This is a genomic window from Streptomyces sp. GC420, assembly GCF_009916105.1.
Classification (GTDB): domain Bacteria; phylum Actinomycetota; class Actinomycetes; order Streptomycetales; family Streptomycetaceae; genus Streptomyces.
Genome location: NZ_JAAAXQ010000167.1, coordinates 1 through 16,651, shown reverse-complemented (window position 1 = coordinate 16,651; position 16,651 = coordinate 1). Strand labels below are relative to the sequence as shown.

15 protein-coding genes and 1 pseudogene are annotated in these 16,651 nt (G+C 68.9%); 10 read left to right on the top strand and 6 right to left on the bottom strand.

Annotated elements, in window-relative coordinates; all coding sequences use genetic code 11:
* Positions 1 to 1,149, bottom strand: a 1,149-nt coding sequence (locus GUY61_RS20825) for an IS110 family transposase (RefSeq protein ID WP_166631731.1), incomplete at its 3' end; no start/stop codon positions are given.
* Positions 1,150 to 1,420: 271 nt separating this feature from the next.
* Between GUY61_RS20825 and GUY61_RS20820 the strand changes: the two genes are divergently transcribed.
* Positions 1,421 to 1,582, top strand: a complete 162-nt coding sequence (locus tag GUY61_RS20820) for a hypothetical protein (RefSeq protein ID WP_166631730.1) — start codon at positions 1,421 to 1,423, stop codon at positions 1,580 to 1,582.
* Positions 1,575 to 1,982 carry a DUF6262 family protein gene (locus GUY61_RS20815; RefSeq protein WP_243766613.1) on the top strand — a complete coding sequence of 136 codons (408 nt, stop codon included), beginning with the start codon at positions 1,575 to 1,577 and terminating at the stop codon, positions 1,980 to 1,982. Before GUY61_RS20820 ends, GUY61_RS20815 begins: the two co-directional genes overlap by 8 nt.
* A 41-nt stretch (positions 1,983 to 2,023) precedes the next feature.
* Here the strand turns inward: GUY61_RS20815 and GUY61_RS20810 are convergent, their stop codons facing one another.
* The 3 genes and pseudogenes from GUY61_RS20810 to GUY61_RS40325 all read right to left on the bottom strand — a co-directional run.
* Positions 2,024 to 2,953 carry a hypothetical protein gene (locus GUY61_RS20810; RefSeq protein ID WP_166631728.1) on the bottom strand — a complete coding sequence of 310 codons (930 nt, stop codon included), beginning with the start codon at positions 2,951 to 2,953 and terminating at the stop codon, positions 2,024 to 2,026.
* A 357-nt stretch (positions 2,954 to 3,310) separates the two neighbouring features.
* The gene (locus GUY61_RS20805) at positions 3,311 to 4,267 is read right to left on the bottom strand and encodes a S1 family peptidase (RefSeq protein WP_166631727.1); all 957 of its coding nucleotides are present in this window, start codon (positions 4,265 to 4,267) and stop codon (positions 3,311 to 3,313) included.
* A gap of 750 nt (positions 4,268 to 5,017) precedes the next feature.
* Positions 5,018 to 5,866, bottom strand: a pseudogene (locus tag GUY61_RS40325) (IS3 family transposase); the annotation flags it as partial.
* A gap of 228 nt (positions 5,867 to 6,094) precedes the next feature.
* Between GUY61_RS40325 and GUY61_RS20785 the strand changes: the two are divergent.
* The 5 genes from GUY61_RS20785 to GUY61_RS20765 all read left to right on the top strand — a co-directional run bounded on the left by GUY61_RS20785 (position 6,095) and on the right by GUY61_RS20765 (position 12,214).
* The gene (locus tag GUY61_RS20785; RefSeq protein WP_166631724.1) at positions 6,095 to 7,789 is read left to right on the top strand and encodes a lamin tail domain-containing protein; all 1,695 of its coding nucleotides are present in this window, start codon (positions 6,095 to 6,097) and stop codon (positions 7,787 to 7,789) included.
* 92 nt (positions 7,790 to 7,881) lie between these two features.
* Positions 7,882 to 8,319: a hypothetical protein gene (locus GUY61_RS20780; protein ID WP_166631723.1), complete on the top strand. Its 438-nt coding sequence runs from the start codon at positions 7,882 to 7,884 to the stop codon at positions 8,317 to 8,319.
* 494 nt (positions 8,320 to 8,813) lie between these two features.
* The gene (locus GUY61_RS20775; RefSeq protein ID WP_166631722.1) at positions 8,814 to 9,509 is read left to right on the top strand and encodes a restriction endonuclease; all 696 of its coding nucleotides are present in this window, start codon (positions 8,814 to 8,816) and stop codon (positions 9,507 to 9,509) included.
* A 366-nt stretch (positions 9,510 to 9,875) separates the two neighbouring features.
* Positions 9,876 to 10,316, top strand: coding sequence for a hypothetical protein (locus GUY61_RS20770; RefSeq protein ID WP_166631721.1), 441 nt, complete (start codon positions 9,876 to 9,878; stop codon positions 10,314 to 10,316).
* Positions 10,317 to 10,321: 5 nt separating this feature from the next.
* Positions 10,322 to 12,214: an NB-ARC domain-containing protein gene (locus GUY61_RS20765; RefSeq protein ID WP_166631720.1), complete on the top strand. Its 1,893-nt coding sequence runs from the start codon at positions 10,322 to 10,324 to the stop codon at positions 12,212 to 12,214.
* 374 nt (positions 12,215 to 12,588) lie between these two features.
* Here the strand turns inward: GUY61_RS20765 and GUY61_RS20760 are convergent, their stop codons facing one another.
* Entirely contained in the window at positions 12,589 to 13,260 is a 672-nt protein-coding gene (locus GUY61_RS20760; protein ID WP_166631719.1) for a nucleotidyl transferase AbiEii/AbiGii toxin family protein, read from the bottom strand.
* Entirely contained in the window at positions 13,257 to 13,619 is a 363-nt protein-coding gene (locus GUY61_RS20755; protein ID WP_398956274.1) for a hypothetical protein, read from the bottom strand. Before GUY61_RS20755 ends, GUY61_RS20760 begins: the two co-directional genes overlap by 4 nt.
* Positions 13,620 to 13,735: 116 nt before the next feature.
* On the opposite strand from GUY61_RS20755, the gene GUY61_RS41895 reads away from it, so the two are divergent.
* The 3 genes from GUY61_RS41895 to GUY61_RS20745 all read left to right on the top strand — a co-directional run bounded on the left by GUY61_RS41895 (position 13,736) and on the right by GUY61_RS20745 (position 16,385).
* A complete protein-coding gene (locus tag GUY61_RS41895; RefSeq protein WP_166631717.1) occupies positions 13,736 to 14,575 on the top strand; it encodes a transposase in 840 nt (279 codons plus the stop codon).
* A gap of 49 nt (positions 14,576 to 14,624) precedes the next feature.
* A complete protein-coding gene (locus GUY61_RS41230) occupies positions 14,625 to 14,750 on the top strand; it encodes a hypothetical protein (RefSeq protein WP_279576830.1) in 126 nt (41 codons plus the stop codon).
* A 456-nt stretch (positions 14,751 to 15,206) separates the two neighbouring features.
* The gene (locus GUY61_RS20745; RefSeq protein ID WP_166631716.1) at positions 15,207 to 16,385 is read left to right on the top strand and encodes a hypothetical protein; all 1,179 of its coding nucleotides are present in this window, start codon (positions 15,207 to 15,209) and stop codon (positions 16,383 to 16,385) included.
* Positions 16,386 to 16,651 lie beyond the last annotated feature (266 nt).

Genomic DNA, 16,651 nt, shown 5'->3' with positions numbered 1-16,651 from the left:
GAACAGGACGCTGATGCGGTGGCGGGCGAGGCGGAGGAGGGCCTGGGTGTGGGTTTTGCCTCGGGCCCGGCAGCGGTCGTAGTAGCTGCGGGAGGCGGGATCGTGGAGGGCGGCGAACGCAGAGAGGAACATGGACCGTTTCAGTTGCCGGTTGCCGCCTCTCGGGGCGTGCTCGCCGTGGATCGAGGTTCCGGACTGGCGGGTCGCCGGGGCGAGTCCTGCGTAGGAGGCGAGGTGGGCAGCGCTTGGGAAGGAGCTGCCGTCGCCGACGGTGGTCAGGAGGACTGCGGCGGTCCTGACGCCGATGCCGGGCATCGAGGTCAGGACCTCGGCAAGAGGGTGGGCCTCCAGCAGGGCCTCGATCCGTGCCTCCAGGGTGCGGCGTTGTTCGTGGACGGCGGCCAGCGACTTCGCCAGCGACGGGACGATCACGTCGAGAGTGCCGGCGCCGGGGACGACGACGGTCTGCTCGTCGAGTGCGGTGAAGATGTCGTCGACCAGCCGTTCGGCCATGCGCGGGGCCCTCGGGCGGAGGACCTCGACCAGCCTGCGGCGGCCCGCCTTCCGCAGAGCCTGCGGGGATCCGTAGCGCTCGAGGAGCCAGGTGACGGCCGGGTGGTCCAGGCGCGGGCCCAAGACGCGCTCCAGCGATGGGTGGAACTGGGTGAGCAGGCCGCGGATGCGGTTGGAGGTGCGGTTGGCCTCGCCGGCGAGGTCCTGGTCGAAGCCGACCAGCATGGTCAGCTCCGCAGCGACCTCGTCGGTGAGATCCAGGGTGCGCAGGGTGTGGGGCATGGTGCGGGCGGCGTCCGCGATGACCGTGGCGTCCTTCGCGTCGGTCTTGGCCTCGCCGGGGTAGAGGTCGGCGATCCTGCGCATCGCGAGTCCGGGCAGGTAGGCGACCTGGCAGCCGACGTCCCGGGCGACGGTCAGCGGGAGGGCGCCGATGGAGGCGGGCTGGTCCACGACAACCAGGACGGTGCCGAACTTTGTGCGGAGCTTGTCGAAGACGGCCCGCAGTTTCGGTTCGGTGTTCGGCAGCGGCTTGTCGAAGACCGTCTTCCCGGCCGGGGTCAGACCGTGTCCGTGATGGGTCTGCTTGCCGACGTCCAGGCCCAGGAAGACGCCCACCCCGTCGATGCTGATCACCGTGCCCCCACATGTGTCGATGCGTGCCGGCCCCAAAGTCGGGAGCCGTTCTCGCGCATCCACGTTATGCAGACCTGCCGCCCGCGAACGGCCGGGCATTGCGCCCGACCAGGCGGTGGTCGGACCTCTGATCAGCGTCTCCGACGGCACCCTTCGGACCCGGTGACACCACCCCCCAGGTCATCCGATCGACAGGGGGCAACAGTCATGCCGGGCCCGGAGGCCAGTGGCCCTCTTGCAGGACCGCGAAGAAGATAACGGGGGCGAGCCGATGAGCGACGACAACGTGTGGCTACGCGGACGCCACGACGAGGCCGCCTCCCTCGACGCCGTCCTGCTGGCGATCGACCGCGTCCGCAACAGCGACGGCGCGGTCGTCCCGGTCCGTGGAGCCGGCGCCCGGCAGCAGCGAGGAGGAGACCACGATGCCTGACCGCCGCACTGAGGCCCTCGCCGTCGCAACCCGGCGCCGACGAGAACGCGCCGAGAAGGCAGTCGAACAGGCACTCCGCCGCGCATGCTTCACTACAGGACCAGTGACCATCGCCTCCATCGCTGCCGACGCGGCTGTGTCCACCGACTTCATCTACAAACGCCCCGTCGTCCGGCCCCAGGTCGAGGCCCTGCGCCGGACACGAGCCGGTACGGTCCAAGACCGCACCCAGCCTGCCGACGCCGACGCGGCCGAGAACACCCTGATCCGGCGCCTCACCCAGCAACTGGCCCAGATCCGCAAGGAACATCGTGAGCAGGTCGCCGAACTACGAACCGCGCTGGAGACGGCCCACGGCGAGCTCCTCGCCCTGCGCCGTCGGCTGGCAGACGGACAGTGACATGGTGCAGGAGGGCACGATCGTCTTCCGGAACGGACAGTTCAGCTCCAGCTCTGTGAGATCATCGGCCACTGGCTGTATGGCACCGGACGGCCCGTGAACGCGTCCAGGAGAACGCGGTTGCCGACCACCCGGTCCAGCTTCACCGTCACCCTTTCTCCGCGCATCTCGCCCGTGCAGTCACCGTCCTTGGCTCCGACGGCGGATGCGGACAGCACCACGCTGCCGCTCGTCTCCAGCGCGTCCACGGCGGGGCCGTCGTCGCAGGACCCGTGGGTGGCCACGACGGTAACGGAGCGGCCATCCTCCGCCACCTTGATCAGCCCGCCAAGCGGCGCGAGCACGTCGGTGGGCACCTCTCGCCCCACCGGCTTGATGGGCGGCTCGGGCAGCTTTGACGGGCTGACACCAGCCCGCTTGAGCGGTGTGTCGTAGCCCTCCAGGGTGAACAGCCAGGCCGGTACCGTCGCCGGTCCGCGACTGGTGAGCACAGTCATTTCTCCCAGCCTCGCTCCGGTCACCGTCAAGCGCGGTCCGGGGCTGCTGTCGCGGTCCAGGGCCTCATACGCCTTCTGGGCCCCCATGAGCCGCACGGTGAGCGAGCCGCCGCTCTCCCACGTCACCTTGCCGTCTATGTGCGGGGCGGAGGGAAGATCTCCGTGCAGGTCGAAATTCCCGGTTTCGTAGGCTCGCTTGTCGGCTTCGTCGTGGAGGCCGTTCTCGGGCAACTGGACCACTTCACCCATCGGGTAGTAGCCCTTGTGCCACTTCTCGGCGGCCTCGGAGCCGTCCCAGGCGTCGGCAACCTGGCGGGCGCGTGCCCCCAGCTGCGGCGCCGACTCCGTGACGCGTGCCTCTGCACTGCGGCTGTCGGCCTGCTCGTTGCCACAGCCGACGACAGCAGTGGCTCCCACGGCACAGAGAGCGAGTGCGGCGAGCAAAGTGGCGGTACGCGTGGAGTTCGTACGCATGGGTCTCCCAAGGACTGAGGGGGGCAAGCTATGCACAGGAGCGGCGGAGGTCTCGCCGCTCCTGTGACGCGTCGACCCTCGGCCGGGTTCATTCCGCTTCGTTGCCTAATCGAGTTTGTTGTCGCATCGTGACCAGACACCTGGAGGTTCGGATGCAGCTGTTCCGGGCGGACCTGTACCGGGCAGCGCCGGTACAGGTCCGCACCTACCCGCCGCGGACCATCGCACGGTGACTGCGTCCGAAGACTTGGGTGCCCTTGAGGCTCAGGCCAGGATCGTTCGTCTTCCACATCCGGAAGGAGCGGAAGTATCGGACCAGCCCCTCGACAGAGCGCTCACCGCGCAGTGGATCGGAGTTCAGTAGACAGCGAGATGGTGGTCGACGAGCACATCCTGCACGGGATGGTAGAAGGACACCCGGTCTGGTTGCGCATCTGTGTCGCCGCAGGCTTCGTCGGCATAGTTGCCACCGGAGTTGATGCCCAGGGCGGTCGTCCCGGTGAACATGGGGCCTCCACTGTCGCCGTGCCTGACACAGAGGCTGGTCTCGATCATGTTGTAGAGCGTGGCCCCGCCGGCGTAATTCACGGTCGTGCTCGGTTCGAGCACCATGCCATCGAGGTCCTGGCTCACCGTTCCCACACGCCTCACCTTCTCGCCGTCCGAGACCCACCGCGAGTTCGTGATCTGCCCCTCGGAGCCGTCCTTGTACTGGATCGTGCCGTACGGGGAGACGTCAGGGTTGGTGTAGTCGATGATGGCCCAGTCTCCGGGCTCGTATTCCCAGTCGACCATCGTCCCCAGTTTGATGTTGCCGCTGTACCGGTACCAGGTGTAATTGCCGCCGATCATGCAGTGCCCGGCGGTGAGCATGAACTTCTCACCTGAGCTGTTCTGAACGTTGAACCCCGCGGTGCACAGCCAGTCGTTGGAGACCATGCCGAGGCCGCCGCGCATTGCATAGGCGGTGCGTTCCAGCTTGCCCGAGTGGCTCTCGATGCGTACCGCATCTGCGTGATCCGCAGCAACGTGTTCGATCCGCGCCCGATCGGCGGCGGACACGCCGTCGTAGATCTTGACGGTCACCTGGTTGCTGCTGGGGTCGACGCCCCACGAGGTGTTGGGGATGCCGGCTAGTTGATCCAGATCGGAGTGGATGGAGTCGAGCTGAGCCGCACTGTGTCGGACAATCTCCGCCGTCCCTCCTGCGCTCCGCACCGACTCCGCGGCAGCTTCGTCGGTGACCGCGACGACGAGCTGCCCGTTCTTGTAGTAAACGCCGGCGGTGCGATTGCCGCCGAGCTTGGCGGCCACCGCTGCCGCCTTGGCCGGATCCGTGAGCGGCGCCGGAGCCGCGTGGGCGGAAGGCGCCATGAGCACCGTGAGCAGACCGCCGACCGCCCCCACTATTCCCGCGCGGTGTATCCGGTGTCTTCTCATCTGTTCCTCCCCCAATAGACGAAGAGCGCGTTTTGTAGATCAACGCGCTCGAAGGGAGGCTGGCTGCGCTGGGTTGCCGACCGGTGAACAGGAGTCGACAACTCCTAAGAAGCCGTTGTCTTTCCGAGAGCGGCGGGTTTGTTTTCGCTGGTCAGGTGTAGGGGTGGTGTTTCGGCGGGAGGGACGGGGTGTCGTGTCGTCTCTTCGGTGGAGGTGCCGGGATGCCGTCGGTGATGGGGTTGCTGGAGGAGCGTGAACGCGCCGCTCGGCAGCGGGTGGAGGCTCTCCAGGTCGAGCTGCGGGAGGCCGAGGCGGTGTGGGAGCGGTTCGTGATCGCCCGTGAGACGGTGGGCGTGGTTCTGGCGGAGCCCCGCGGAGGCGAGGATGGGGCGCCGGTCGTGGTGGCCGGCGAACGGCCGGTGCAGGTCAGGCAGGCGGTGCCCGGCTCAGTGGTGCCGCACTGGGAGGAAGGGCTCGCACCGGCGGTTCTCGCGCCGGACTATCAGCGGATCATGGAGGTCCTGGCCGGCGGGAACGGGATGCGTGGGGAGGCGATGGACTGTCGTCAGCTCGCGGCCGCCCTCGGGCTGGAGCCGGCGATGCATCCCGCAGCGGGGCTGCGCTGCGGCGGGCGACGGCGGACTCCAGCGCGGCCACCGCGAGGCGGGACTTCATCCGGGCGTCGATGGAGTAGCCCACGATGCGGCCGGAGTACGCGTCCTTGACCGCGCACAGATACAGCTTGCCCTCGCCGGTCGCGTGCTCGGTGATGTCCGTGAGCCACAACCGGTTCGGCCCGTCCGCGGTGAAGTTCCGCCGCACCAGGTCGTCGTGGACCGGTGGTCCGGCTCTGGGTGTTCTTCCCGCGGCCCCTGCGTTTGCCGAAGGCACTTCACCAGCCGTTGTCCCGGCAGATCCGCCAGGCGGTCCTCTCGGCCATCGCCTCACCGGCGGCGCGGGCCTCGTCGAGAAGGAAGCGGTGCCCGGACTCGGGATCGTCGCGGTGCGCGTCGAACAGGGCGTTGGCACGGTATGCCTCGGTCAGTTCCGCGTCGGTGACCGGGCAGGCCAGCCACCGGTAGTAGGGCTGGCGCGCCAGCCCGAGCACTCGGCACGGCACCGCCACCGGCACCCGGTAAGGGGCATCGGCGACGGCCGGCTCACGGACGAGCGGGTAGATCATTTTGCCGGAAGGTTCGCCTGCGACAGATACGCCGCCGCCCTCCTGAGCACCTCGTTCTCCTGCTCCAGCAACCGGATCCGCTTGCGGGCCTCGCGCAGCTCGGCCGACTCACTCGGCGTCGTTCCGGGCCTGGCGCCCTCATCGGTCTCGGAGCGGCGCAGCCACTTCGACAACGTGATCGGGTGGACCCCGAAGTCGGCGGCGATCTGTTCCAGCCTGACGCCGGGCTCTCGGTTGCGCGCGACCCGCACGACGTCCTCGCGGAACTCCTTCGGATACGGCTTGGACACTGCAACATCCTTCCAGGCCGCTTCTCAGCAAGCCAGGTCAGGTGTCACCTGATCGTGCAGCAGTCCCGAACGATGGCGCCGGCCCCGGGCATCGCGAGGCAGGTCTGTGCGCCACTGTTCACTCACGAGTGGCCTCAAGTTCCGGCAGTCACGACCTACATCCAGGGGTCGGGGCGGGACACTCCCTCCGACCGGTCCAACACGCCTGCTCCGAAAGGTCTCTTGTCGATGAAACTCAGTCTGCGCGCGCTCGGGGGAGCCGCGGCCGCCGCCATCGCGCTGGCAACGATCAGCTCGCCCCCCGCTGCGCATGCCGCCACCACGGTCCCGTCGCAGGGTTCACCGACGCAGCTCGACGTCGGCAACTGGAACGTCGAGTGGTTCGGCGCGCCGGACTTCGGCCCGACCGACGAGGCGCTGCAGCAGCAGAACGTCCGCGACGTTATGGCGGGCGCCGACATGGACGTGTGGGGCCTGTCCGAAGTTGTCAGCACCTCGGCGTTCGACTCGCTCGTCGCCGGTATACCCGGTTACACCGGTGTCGTGGCGAACGATCCGATCGTGACGAACGGGGCGCAGTACTACTCCGACTTCAGCAACACCGAGCAGAAGGTCGCGCTCGTCTGGCGCAGCAGCATGGCCACCCTCGTGAGCGCGAAGGTCATCCTGCCCGAGCAGAACAGCAACTTCGCCGGCCGCCCGCCCGTGGAGTTCAAGCTGCGCGGCACCTTCGACGGCGTGACCCGTGACCTCGTCTTCATCGTCCTGCACGCGAAGGCCGGGTCCACCCAGGATGCCTGGAACCAGCGCAACCCCGCGTCACAGGCTCTCAAGTCCTACCTCGACACGACCTACCCGACGCAGGACGTCTTCGTCATCGGCGACTGGAACGACGACGTCGACACGTCCATCACGCCCGGGCAGGCGTCGCCGTACGCGAACTTCGTGAACGACACGGCGCGCTACGGCTTCCCGACGCGCGCCCTGTCGCTGGCTGGGGTGCCATCGACGGCGGGCTACCCGGACTTTATCGACCACCAGCTCAACACCAATGAGGTCATGGCGAAGTACGTCGCGGGCTCGGCCGAGGCCTTCCAGCCGCAGGCATATGTGCCGAACTACACCTCTACCACCAGCGATCACTACCCGGTCCTGGCTCGCTACGACTTCGTCACCGGCGGCGCGGGCGGCGGGAACCAGTCGCCCACGGCGGCGTTCACGCACTCTTGCACCGACCTCACGTGCAGCTTCACCGACGGCAGCAGCGACGCCGACGGCACGATCGCGAGTCGCAGCTGGAACTTCGGCAACGGCCAGACCTCGACCGCGACCAACCCGACCGTCAGCTACGCATCGGCAGGCACGTACGCGGTGTCGCTGACCGTGACCGACAACGGCGGTGCCACCCACACCACCACCCGCAACGTCACCGTCACAACGGGCGGCGGAGGCGGTCCCGCCAATGTCATCATCAACGAGGTGCTGGCGAACGAGCCGGGCAGCAACACCGCCGGCGAGGCCGTCGAGATCGTGAACACCGGCGGCACCGAGATCAGCATCGCGGGCTGGACGGTCCGCGACGGTTCGGGAGTGCGGCACACCTTCGCGGCCGGGACCACGTTGCAGCCCGGCAAGGCGATCACCGTGTTCGGCGGATCCTCCAGCATCCCCGGCGGCATCGTGGCGGTGGCGGCAAGCACCGGTGGCCTCAACCTGTCCAACAGCGGTGACTCGGTGAGCCTGCGGGATTCGGCTGGAGCGACGATTCAGTCGATGAGCTACTCCTCGAGCCTGTCGAACTCGGACGGCGTGTCCGCCAATCGCAGCCCCGACCTCAACGCGACTGGAGCCTGGGTCAAGCACAACACGATCAGTTCACTGTCCCAGTCGCTCGGCCAGCGCGCCGACGGAACGGTGTACTGACGGCGTCGAGCGTTGACCACGCCGGGGATCGTTGGCGCTGCCTCGCGTCACGGTCCCCGGCGCAGCCGACGTCGGCAGCCGCCGTCGGTCGCATGCGCAGCACGTCCACCGCGACGTTCTGCTCCCCGCAGTCGGCGCGCACTCTGTACGAGGCCGCTGCCCAGCTCGGTGAAGCAGGCCGCACCGCCGAACGCGCCGTCGCGGCACGCGTCGACCAGGCGCGGCATCACTGGTGGATCCGCGAGGTCCACTGGTCCCGGCTCAGCCGGGCCCGCAAGCGCAAGCTCGGCCCGCGAGCCGACGCCCGGCAGACCGTCGTCCCCGGCATGGACCCCTGCGCCCGCCGCTACCCGCGGCACTCCGCCACAGGCCGCGCGGACCACCGCACAGCATGGGAGATCGAGGCCCACCGCATCGAAGTGGGCCGGTTGGCCGTCGAAGCCGCCGAACTGGAACGCCAGGGACGACTTGTCGACCCCGCACGACTGGGCCCACGCCGGGCCGACCCCTCATTGGCGGCCGCCGCCTGACGGCCGGCCCCGGTACATGCCGTCTTCCCCACCAGCCGGACCGATTCCGAAGATCACTACAAGTGACCATGCGGCTGCCGATTGTCAGTGGTGGGTGCAAGCATGGTGGTTCGCCGCAGGGGGCGGCGAACCGGGAGGGGGAACACCGTGCCCTGGATATCGAGTTACATCAAGCGAGACGGGACGGCGGTAAGGGCTCACTGGCGCTCGTCACCGGGCGCGAAAGCGTCGTTGACCGGCTTTGCTGTCGTCATTCTGGCGTTGTTAGGAAGCGGCCGGGACGGCGCCACCGGGGACGGGACCACACCCCAGCCCCGGCCGACGGTTTCCTACCCGATCAAGTTCCCGGGCGTGGAGAAGCAAGCGGCCAAGCCGCTCCCTCGTCCCACCGTCTCGTATCCGATCAAGTTCCCCGGCTCAGGGCAGAGGACGCGGCCGTCGGCACAGCCCAGCGTCTCCTACCCGATCCGCTTTCCCGGCGCGGACGGCGACCGATGACGGGCCGGCGGCCGGCACGGCGCCGCAGTGGACGGCGGCGGACGAGGAAGCCGCGGGGCGGGGAGGGCCTGGCGGTGCTGGGGGCGGCCGCGGCCGGCCTCTGGCTGATCGTCACCATCGCCAACTGGCTCCTCGAGCACTGGTGGATCCCGGCCGCTCTCGCCGCCGCCGCGGCCGCGGCAACAGGGTGGTGGCTCCACCAGCGGGCCCAGCAGGCCAAATGGGAACGGGTTCGGGCCCGCGCCCTCAGGTACGCGCTGCCTCAGCTGGACGCGCTGCACCACCGGCAGTTCGAACTCGCGGTACGCGACCTTATGCGTCGCGACGGCTGCGCCGATGCCGAGCAGGTCGGCGGCGCCGGTGACAACGGCGCGGACGTCAAGGCCACCGATCCGTTCGGGCGGCGCTGGGTGATCCAGTGCAAGCACCGCCGCGCCGGACTGGCCGGGTCCCCGGTCCGTACCCCGGACCTGCAGGTGCTCAACGGTACGGCCCGGCAGGTGCACGGCGCCGACGTGGTGATCCTTGTGACGAACGGCCGGTTCACCGCCAACTGCCGGCCGTTCGCCGAGTCCCAGCGGCTGCACCTGGTCGACCGGCACCTGCTCGGCGAGTGGGCCGCGGGCTCCCGCCCTCTGTGGGAACTGCTGCACAAGCTGCCGCCGCCCCGCCGGCCGTCTCCTCTGTCCTGAGGCTGCGGGCGGCCCCGTGAAAATGGTGCGGATCCACGGCGCGATTATCACGGCGTGATAATTCCCGGGACGGCTTGCCTCACCGTCACCAGCGGCCACGCAGCGATCGACATGGCCAGGAAGACGGGTGCCCTGTGAACGAGGAAGCGCGGGCGCGGAGGACCGGGGTTGCATAGTGCAAGGCGCAGAGGGGGTTGCTCCCACTTCGAGTGCGGACGGTCCGTGGCCTGGATCGCTCGGACGACGTTGGGTCGGCCCGACCTCGCCCGGCTGTCCAGGGCCGGGTCTGAATGTCAGGGATGCGACAACCTGAACTTCACCGCAAGGCTAAGTTGGCCGTGGGCCAGGCATTGGAAGGGGTGGGGTATGGATCCGGTGTCGGTGGGGTTACTGGCGGCGCTGGCCGGCGGCGCCGGCGGTGAATTGGGGCGGCAGGTGTGGGCTGGGCTAGGTGCGCTGGTGCGTCGGCCGTTTCGGCGTGGCGAGGTCGGCGAACAGGTTCCTGCAGTGAGTTCGGGAGAGACAGAGCTGGCCAGGCTGGAGGAGGATCCGGCGGATCCGGTGCGGGCGCAGGAGCTCAGTACAGCTTTGGCGATGCGAGCGGCAGTGGATATGGACTTTTCCGCGGGGCTTCAACAGTGGCTTGGGCAGGCGAAGCTGGTGCGCAGTGGGGATGGTGAGACGCACAACGAGATCAGCGGGGGGACGTTCCACGGCCCGGTGATCCAGAGCCGGGATGTCTCCGGGCTGTCCTTCACCGCTTCGCCACCGCCGCCGACAACTCCGGGATCCACCTCCCGGAGCTGAGCGGCATGGCGGATGCCGACGACCGCGGGCTGCCCGTTCCGGATGGTCTGGCCTCGGCAGTGGGGAATCAGATCAGCGGAGGAGTCTTCTTCCATGCCGTCATCCAGGGCCACACTGTCGCCGTGCACCTGCCACCGGAGGTGCTGCCGGCACTGGCGGGGTTGCCGACCGCCAGCCCCGGGTTCACCGGCCGGGACCGGGAACTGGATCTGCTGCTGGGGTTGCTGGATCCCGGCATCGATGACACCCCGACGGTCTGCTCCGTGGTGGGACTGGCTGGTGTCGGCAAGACGGAGCTGGCGATACAGGCGGCACACGCCGCCCGGAAGCGCGGCTGGTACCCGGGCGGAGTCCTCTTCGCCGACCTGCAGGGATACGACGACGAGCGGCGGGTCGAGCCCGCGAATGCGCTGCACGGCCTCCTCCAGGCGCTCGGGGTGCGCAGCGAGCACATACCGTCCCAGCTGCAAGACCGGGCGCGGCTGTACAGGTCGGTCCTGGCCGCGTTCGCCGAGCAGGGGCAGCCCATCCTTGTACTGGTGGATAACGCCTCCAGTGCCGAGCACGCGCGGCCACTGCTGCCGGCCGACCGGCGGACTCGGGCGATTGTGACATCGCGTCATACCTTGTCGACGCTGGATTCCCGGCTGCTCGGCCTGCACGTACTCAACGAGCAGTCGGCCTTCGACCTCCTCAGCCGTCTCCTGGAGGTCGCACACGGCAGGGACGCCCGCCTCGCGCAGGAGCGACAGGCGGCAAACGAGTTGGCGCGGCTGTGTGGATACCTGCCGCTTGCGTTGCGGATCGTCGGCGCGCTCCTGGTCCAGGACCCGCGCAAGCCGCTGGCCGTGATGATCGAGGACCTCTCCGACGAACGAGCACGGCTCGACGCACTCGCCGTCGACGGTCTGGCGGTGCGAGCCGCATTCGATCTCTCTTACCAGGCCCTGAGCGTGCAGGCCGCCGGCCTGTTCCGCATACTGCCGCTCAGCCCTGGCCCGGAGATCTCCACCGAGACCGCCGCTGCGCTGTTCGGCGACGAGCCGCGAGTGTGCCGCCGACTGCTGGAAACCTTGGCCCAGGCGCATCTGGTCGAGAGCGGAACGGCGTACGGGCGGTGGCGCCTCCACGATCTGGTCCGCGCCTTCGCCACTGAGCAGATGAACCTGCACGTTCCGGAGCAAGAGCGGGGTGCGGCTGTCCACCGGCTGGTGGGTCATTACCTGGACACGATCCGAAACCTGCGAACTCGTCCCCGGGACGCGCGCGGCGACGAAGAGATCCAACGCTGGCTGATGGCCGAAGGCAGCAACCTGATCGCCACCGGCAACCTTGTCGCGCTGGCCGGCCGGCCGACCAGCGCCGAGCGTCTCATAAGCGAGGCGATATCGCTGACCGATGCGGCCTTCCACCGTGCTGTGGACCGTCTGTACTGGAACTGGTTCTTCTTCCACGGAGCCAGACGTTTCAAGGAGGCATTCGAGGCCCTGCAGCAGCATCTCGTGGTCATTCAGCCCGCCTGCTCCGTGCGTTTGGAAGACGCCGTTCTGGAGCGCGTTTACGCGACCCTGGACGAAGTATCGACCTCGCAGGAGGCCGTCCGGTCCCTGGAACCGGCGGTGGCAGCCCTGAATGTGGCAGGGGAGATATACGCCGAGGGCCGGGTCCTTGTCACCCTCGGCCTCGCGCTCCTGCAGGAGGGGCGTCCCGGGGAGGCGTGCGATGCGCTGCGACGGGCCATCGGACGGTTCCGGTACGGCGGACGTACGCGGTCGCCGGATGAAGTCCATGCCCAGGCGGTGCTGGACACCGTACAGACAGCGACGGGCCCTCTTGAACAGGACTGGTGGTCGCAGCGGTCCGAGATGGGCTGGAGACGACAGTCGCGTCCACGGTGAACTCATGCTGGTCGCGTCGGTCAGCCCGACGCCCTGCGGGGCGATACCGGGCTGATCTGACTGCTGCTACCGCCCTGCTCGGGCCCGTCCATGACCACGCTCCGGAGCGGCCGGTGCCCTGCTCGTCGAGCTGAGCGAGTCCGCGTGGCAGTCGATCGATGGTGATGTAGCCGTAGTGGTTCACCGTCGAGCTGCGGGCCGGGAGGTGTGACCCTGGCCGGGCGGCCCGTGAAGCTGGTACACATCCACGGCGCGATTATCACGCCGTGATAATTCCCTGGACGGCTTGCCCCACGTGCCCTCCAGCAGCCGCATGGCTGCGCCCTTTGCCCGTCACCGCCTGGCCCACGGTGCTCAGAAGCGCGGTTCACGGGTCAGAACTCGCCGGAGTCCTCTTCCTCACCCAGCCGCTGGTCCAGGTCGCCGGCCCACTGCTGCGCCCACGTCCTGAGCCGGGCGGTGTCGGCCTCGGAGAGCCCGTACGCGGCGAACTCCTCGTCGTCGTACCAGTCGGCGCCGGCGAGACGGTCGCGGAGCTCCCGGAGGCGGAACTCGTCGCGCCCGTGCCTCTCGCCCAGACGCTCCAGGTCGGCGGTCGTGCGAAGGCCGGCGGCGGCGTGGACGTCGATGAGGTCCCGGACCGCGCCGCGGTCGGCCAGGGCGCGGACCTTGGTCCCGATGACGTCGTCGAGAGCGAGGACCGGGCCGTACTCGGTGGTCTCGGGCGGCGCCCAGAGGTTCTCCTTGAGGATGTCCACTTCGCAGTCCTCACCGCTTGCGGGGTCGGCGACCAGCAGGCGTGCGGAGAGCGGATCCACGCTGACGACGGTGACCTGCCAGCCCTTTCCGATCAGGCCCTGGCGCAGGTCGTGGAGGATGTCGGCCATCGGGGCGGGGTTCTCCGTGGCGACGTCGAGGTCCTGGCTGAGACGTTCGACCAGTCCGTGTGCCTGGACGGCGTAGCCGCCGGTGATGACCAGTGGATACGGGGTACCGATGGCGAGGACGTCGGCGAGGAGCCGGCGGTGCAGATCGCTGAGGTTCATGCCGCGGCGGTCCGCCGGGCGAGCTCGTGGAAGGCGTCCTCCCACACGGCGCGGATGTGCCGGCTGACCAGGGTGCGCAGTGCGGGCCACTGGGAGATCAGCAGCTCCCGGTTCAGCAGCGCGACGACGTCGTCGCGCTGGCCTTCGGCCAGGACGGTGCGGTACAGGCTCATACGCTGCCGCGGCCGGTCCAGGTCGTACGCGCGCAGGCCGGACCAGGCGACATGCAGGGGAAGCTCGACCCGGCCGTGCACGGGCCCGGCGAGGTCTTCCAGGCGGGCCGGCAGGCGGCCCTCGTACCGCGCACGCAGCACTTCGGCGGCGGACGGAGGAGAGCCGGGCGAGGACTGTGGAGCCATGCTCCGCATTATCCCGCTTCCCCTCCACGTCCGGCACTGCGGGGACGCTCCCTGTCGTGGGTTCACAGCACCACCTCGGCATCTGACGCCAGGCTGTCTCCCCGCACCTCGCCGTGATGGAGGCTGAGCTTGATCCGCTTTGGCGGACATCCCAGATCGTCGAGCTGTGCCGGCGCGATGACCGCACGGTGGGTCAGATCGCCAAGGACTTCGATCTGACCGAGACCGCGGTGCGTGACTGGGTGAAGCAGGCCGAGGTCGACGCGGGCGAGCGCGACGGGCTGACCAGCAGTGAACGTGAGGAGCTGGCCGCGCTGCGGCGGGAAAACCGCCGACTGCGCGAGGACGTCGAGATCCTCTGGGCCGGCGACGGCGGAGAGGGCGCCAAGCAGCCGACATCGGCCGCCCGCGGACGGGCTCGCCCGACGGCGACGCAGCCGCTCGGCCGAGGCGGCCGCGCGCGCCCGGCGGGCCCTGACCTGCAGTGCATAGCTGGCGGCGACGCCGGACGTTTCGACGGAGGCCGGTCCGAAGCCGGGGAGCGACGTGCCGTGGCACGACGTCGACGCCCTGGCCCGCCTCATCTCGGAGCGCCTCTCGGAAGCCGAACGGCTCAGGCTCACCGAGCTGCTCCGCAGCCAGACGCGGGCTCAGAGCCCGTCGGCGTAGCGCCGACAGCGAGGACGAGGGCTTTGACCGCCGCCTTCGGCACGCACGCCCCCGCTTCCAGGAAGCGGAGGCCGGGGCGGCGGCAGACCCCTGGACGGAGCTGTGGATCGGTCGGATGTCTCCCGGCAGAGCAGTCCGTCAGTCATCGCTCCACCGGGCTCAGGAGGTGTGATGGATTATCACGCCGTGATAATCCATCACGGGAAGCCAACCTGCGGCGTCCGTCCTCCGCGCCGGCCAGGTGGGTCCGGATCCACATCGGCACCACGACCTGGACGGCGGCGTAGAAGCGAACGCGGTAGCCATCGCGGGCAGGGCGAGTTCTCAGTGGAGGAGATGCCCTGGCACGACGGCGTCGCCTGCGCCGAGAACGCCCTGCACAGGACGGGCCCGGCGGAGAGGCAGCGCATGATGCTGCGCATCCTCTCCGCGGACGCGCAGCCGGAAACTGAGCCGGTGTAGGTCTCCGAGGTGAGCCGGCACAGAACCCGGCCCGACGAGACCGCGGACACGAGCCCGCAGAACGAAAAGATGGCCCGTGCAACCCAAGAGGTTGCACGGGCCGCTCGCGTCACTCCCCTGTACCGAGGAGCGACGACCTTCCCACCACCCGCTCTTCCCCGGCGTGGGGTTCATCACGGTCCCCGAGCTGTCCTGGCGGCACCGAAATCGACCGGGAGCGACGCAGGCTGGCCCTCTCCCGACGACATGGGGCACCCGACCGCCCGTGACTCCCCTGCGCTGCCGTCACATGGTCCCCCACCGTGTGCGCCCGTAGCGTCATGCGCCTGCACGTTTAAGTGGAGGCGCCCGCCTGAAAGGCAGGGAGCCCGGAGAAGCCGTTCCGTTCAGCGGACAGTCTCACACCGGGTCACTAGGCTTCCCCTCGGATACGGGGGACAGCAGGTGGAGGGGCGGATGGCGGCGGTCAACGGAATCTATCTTCCGGGCTGGGAGTACAACCGTGCACTCGCGCAGGATCCCTGCGAGCCGCGCAACAGCGCTCTGCCGGGAGCCCTCCTGTGGAACGGCGCCGCGCCGCTCTGGATGTTCGAGAAGGTGTACTGCACCAAGGAATCCCTGGACAACGAACTGCTCGCCGCTCAGGAGGTGGGATGGGCTACGAGCCGGATCTTCGGGCAACTCGCCTCAGGAGTCGGCGACAGCGGCCCCATCCTGGAGCCTGTGGACTGGCTGTGCCTGGGATCCGGTACGCAGGCACTCGTGCGGCAGGCCCACGCGGCGCTCCGACGGGAGATGCCCAGCCGCCAGGTGCGGAACTGGATTGACCAGGGAGACGATCCGTCGCTCGAAAAGGTGAACTACTCGCTGCTGCAACCGGTAGCCGCCGCGAGGCACAGCATCGTCGCCGGTTCGATGAGCGGCCTGCGTCACTGGTTGTCGCCGCCGGAGAACCAGCCGGGGCCGATGCGTACGGATCCCCAGGAGCACATCCGGGAACTCCTCTCACTCATCAGTGATCCCCTCGCCGGGCGGCAGCACAACGGAGTCCGGCTGCTGAGGCACCCCCGCGACTGGGACCCCGGCGCCCTCGCCCTGCAGGATGACGTCAAACAACGCGTGGAGACACCGTTCATCCGTGATCTGCAGGCAGGTGAAGGCGACTTTGCTGGCGCGCGGGGGTTCGAGCCGTACATCGCCGGGGTCGCACAGGAAAAGGCCGCGTACGCAGAGGTCGACTCCGTCCTCCTCGCCGACTGGTCGAACAGCCTCACCCGCCTGCTTCGCCTGAGGGACGCCGCGGCGAGACACCTGTGGCCCAGCCTGCACAGCGACTGGCTCCCGGCGCTGCTCCGCGAGGACGCGGACGCGCTCGCGGACTTCCCGCGTTTCGTCAAGGGTGCACTGGTCTCGCGCCACTTCGCCGGACTGCTGAACCTCAGCACGCGTCAGATCTTCGGCGTGGTCTCCGCAGCTCTCGCCGTCGCAGCGGTGAAGGACCCGTCGGTAGCGCAGACGGCCGCATACGCCAGTGCCGGCGCAGGAGCCGTAGCGCTCTTCAGCGAGAGGCGGCTCGCCCCACGCGCCGGTCCGCTCGCCGTCTTTTATCAGGAGGCGTTCTCCACCCTGCGCTAGGGTCCTGCGCCAGTAGTTGATCGTTGGTTGTGGTCACCCAGACCCTGACTGCCGCAGGTATCGCCCACAAGTGCACCCGGCTCTACCGACTCCAGACTGGGCTTGATCCGCTTTGGCGGACATCCGAGATCAGGGGTTTGTCCCCGGGAGGATGTCCATCATGGAGAGCATGGGGAAGAAGAAGCCTCGCCCTCGCCGCTCGTTCACGCCGGAGTTCAAGGCCGAGATCGTCGAGCTGTGCCGGCGTGGTGACCGCTCGGTCGGCC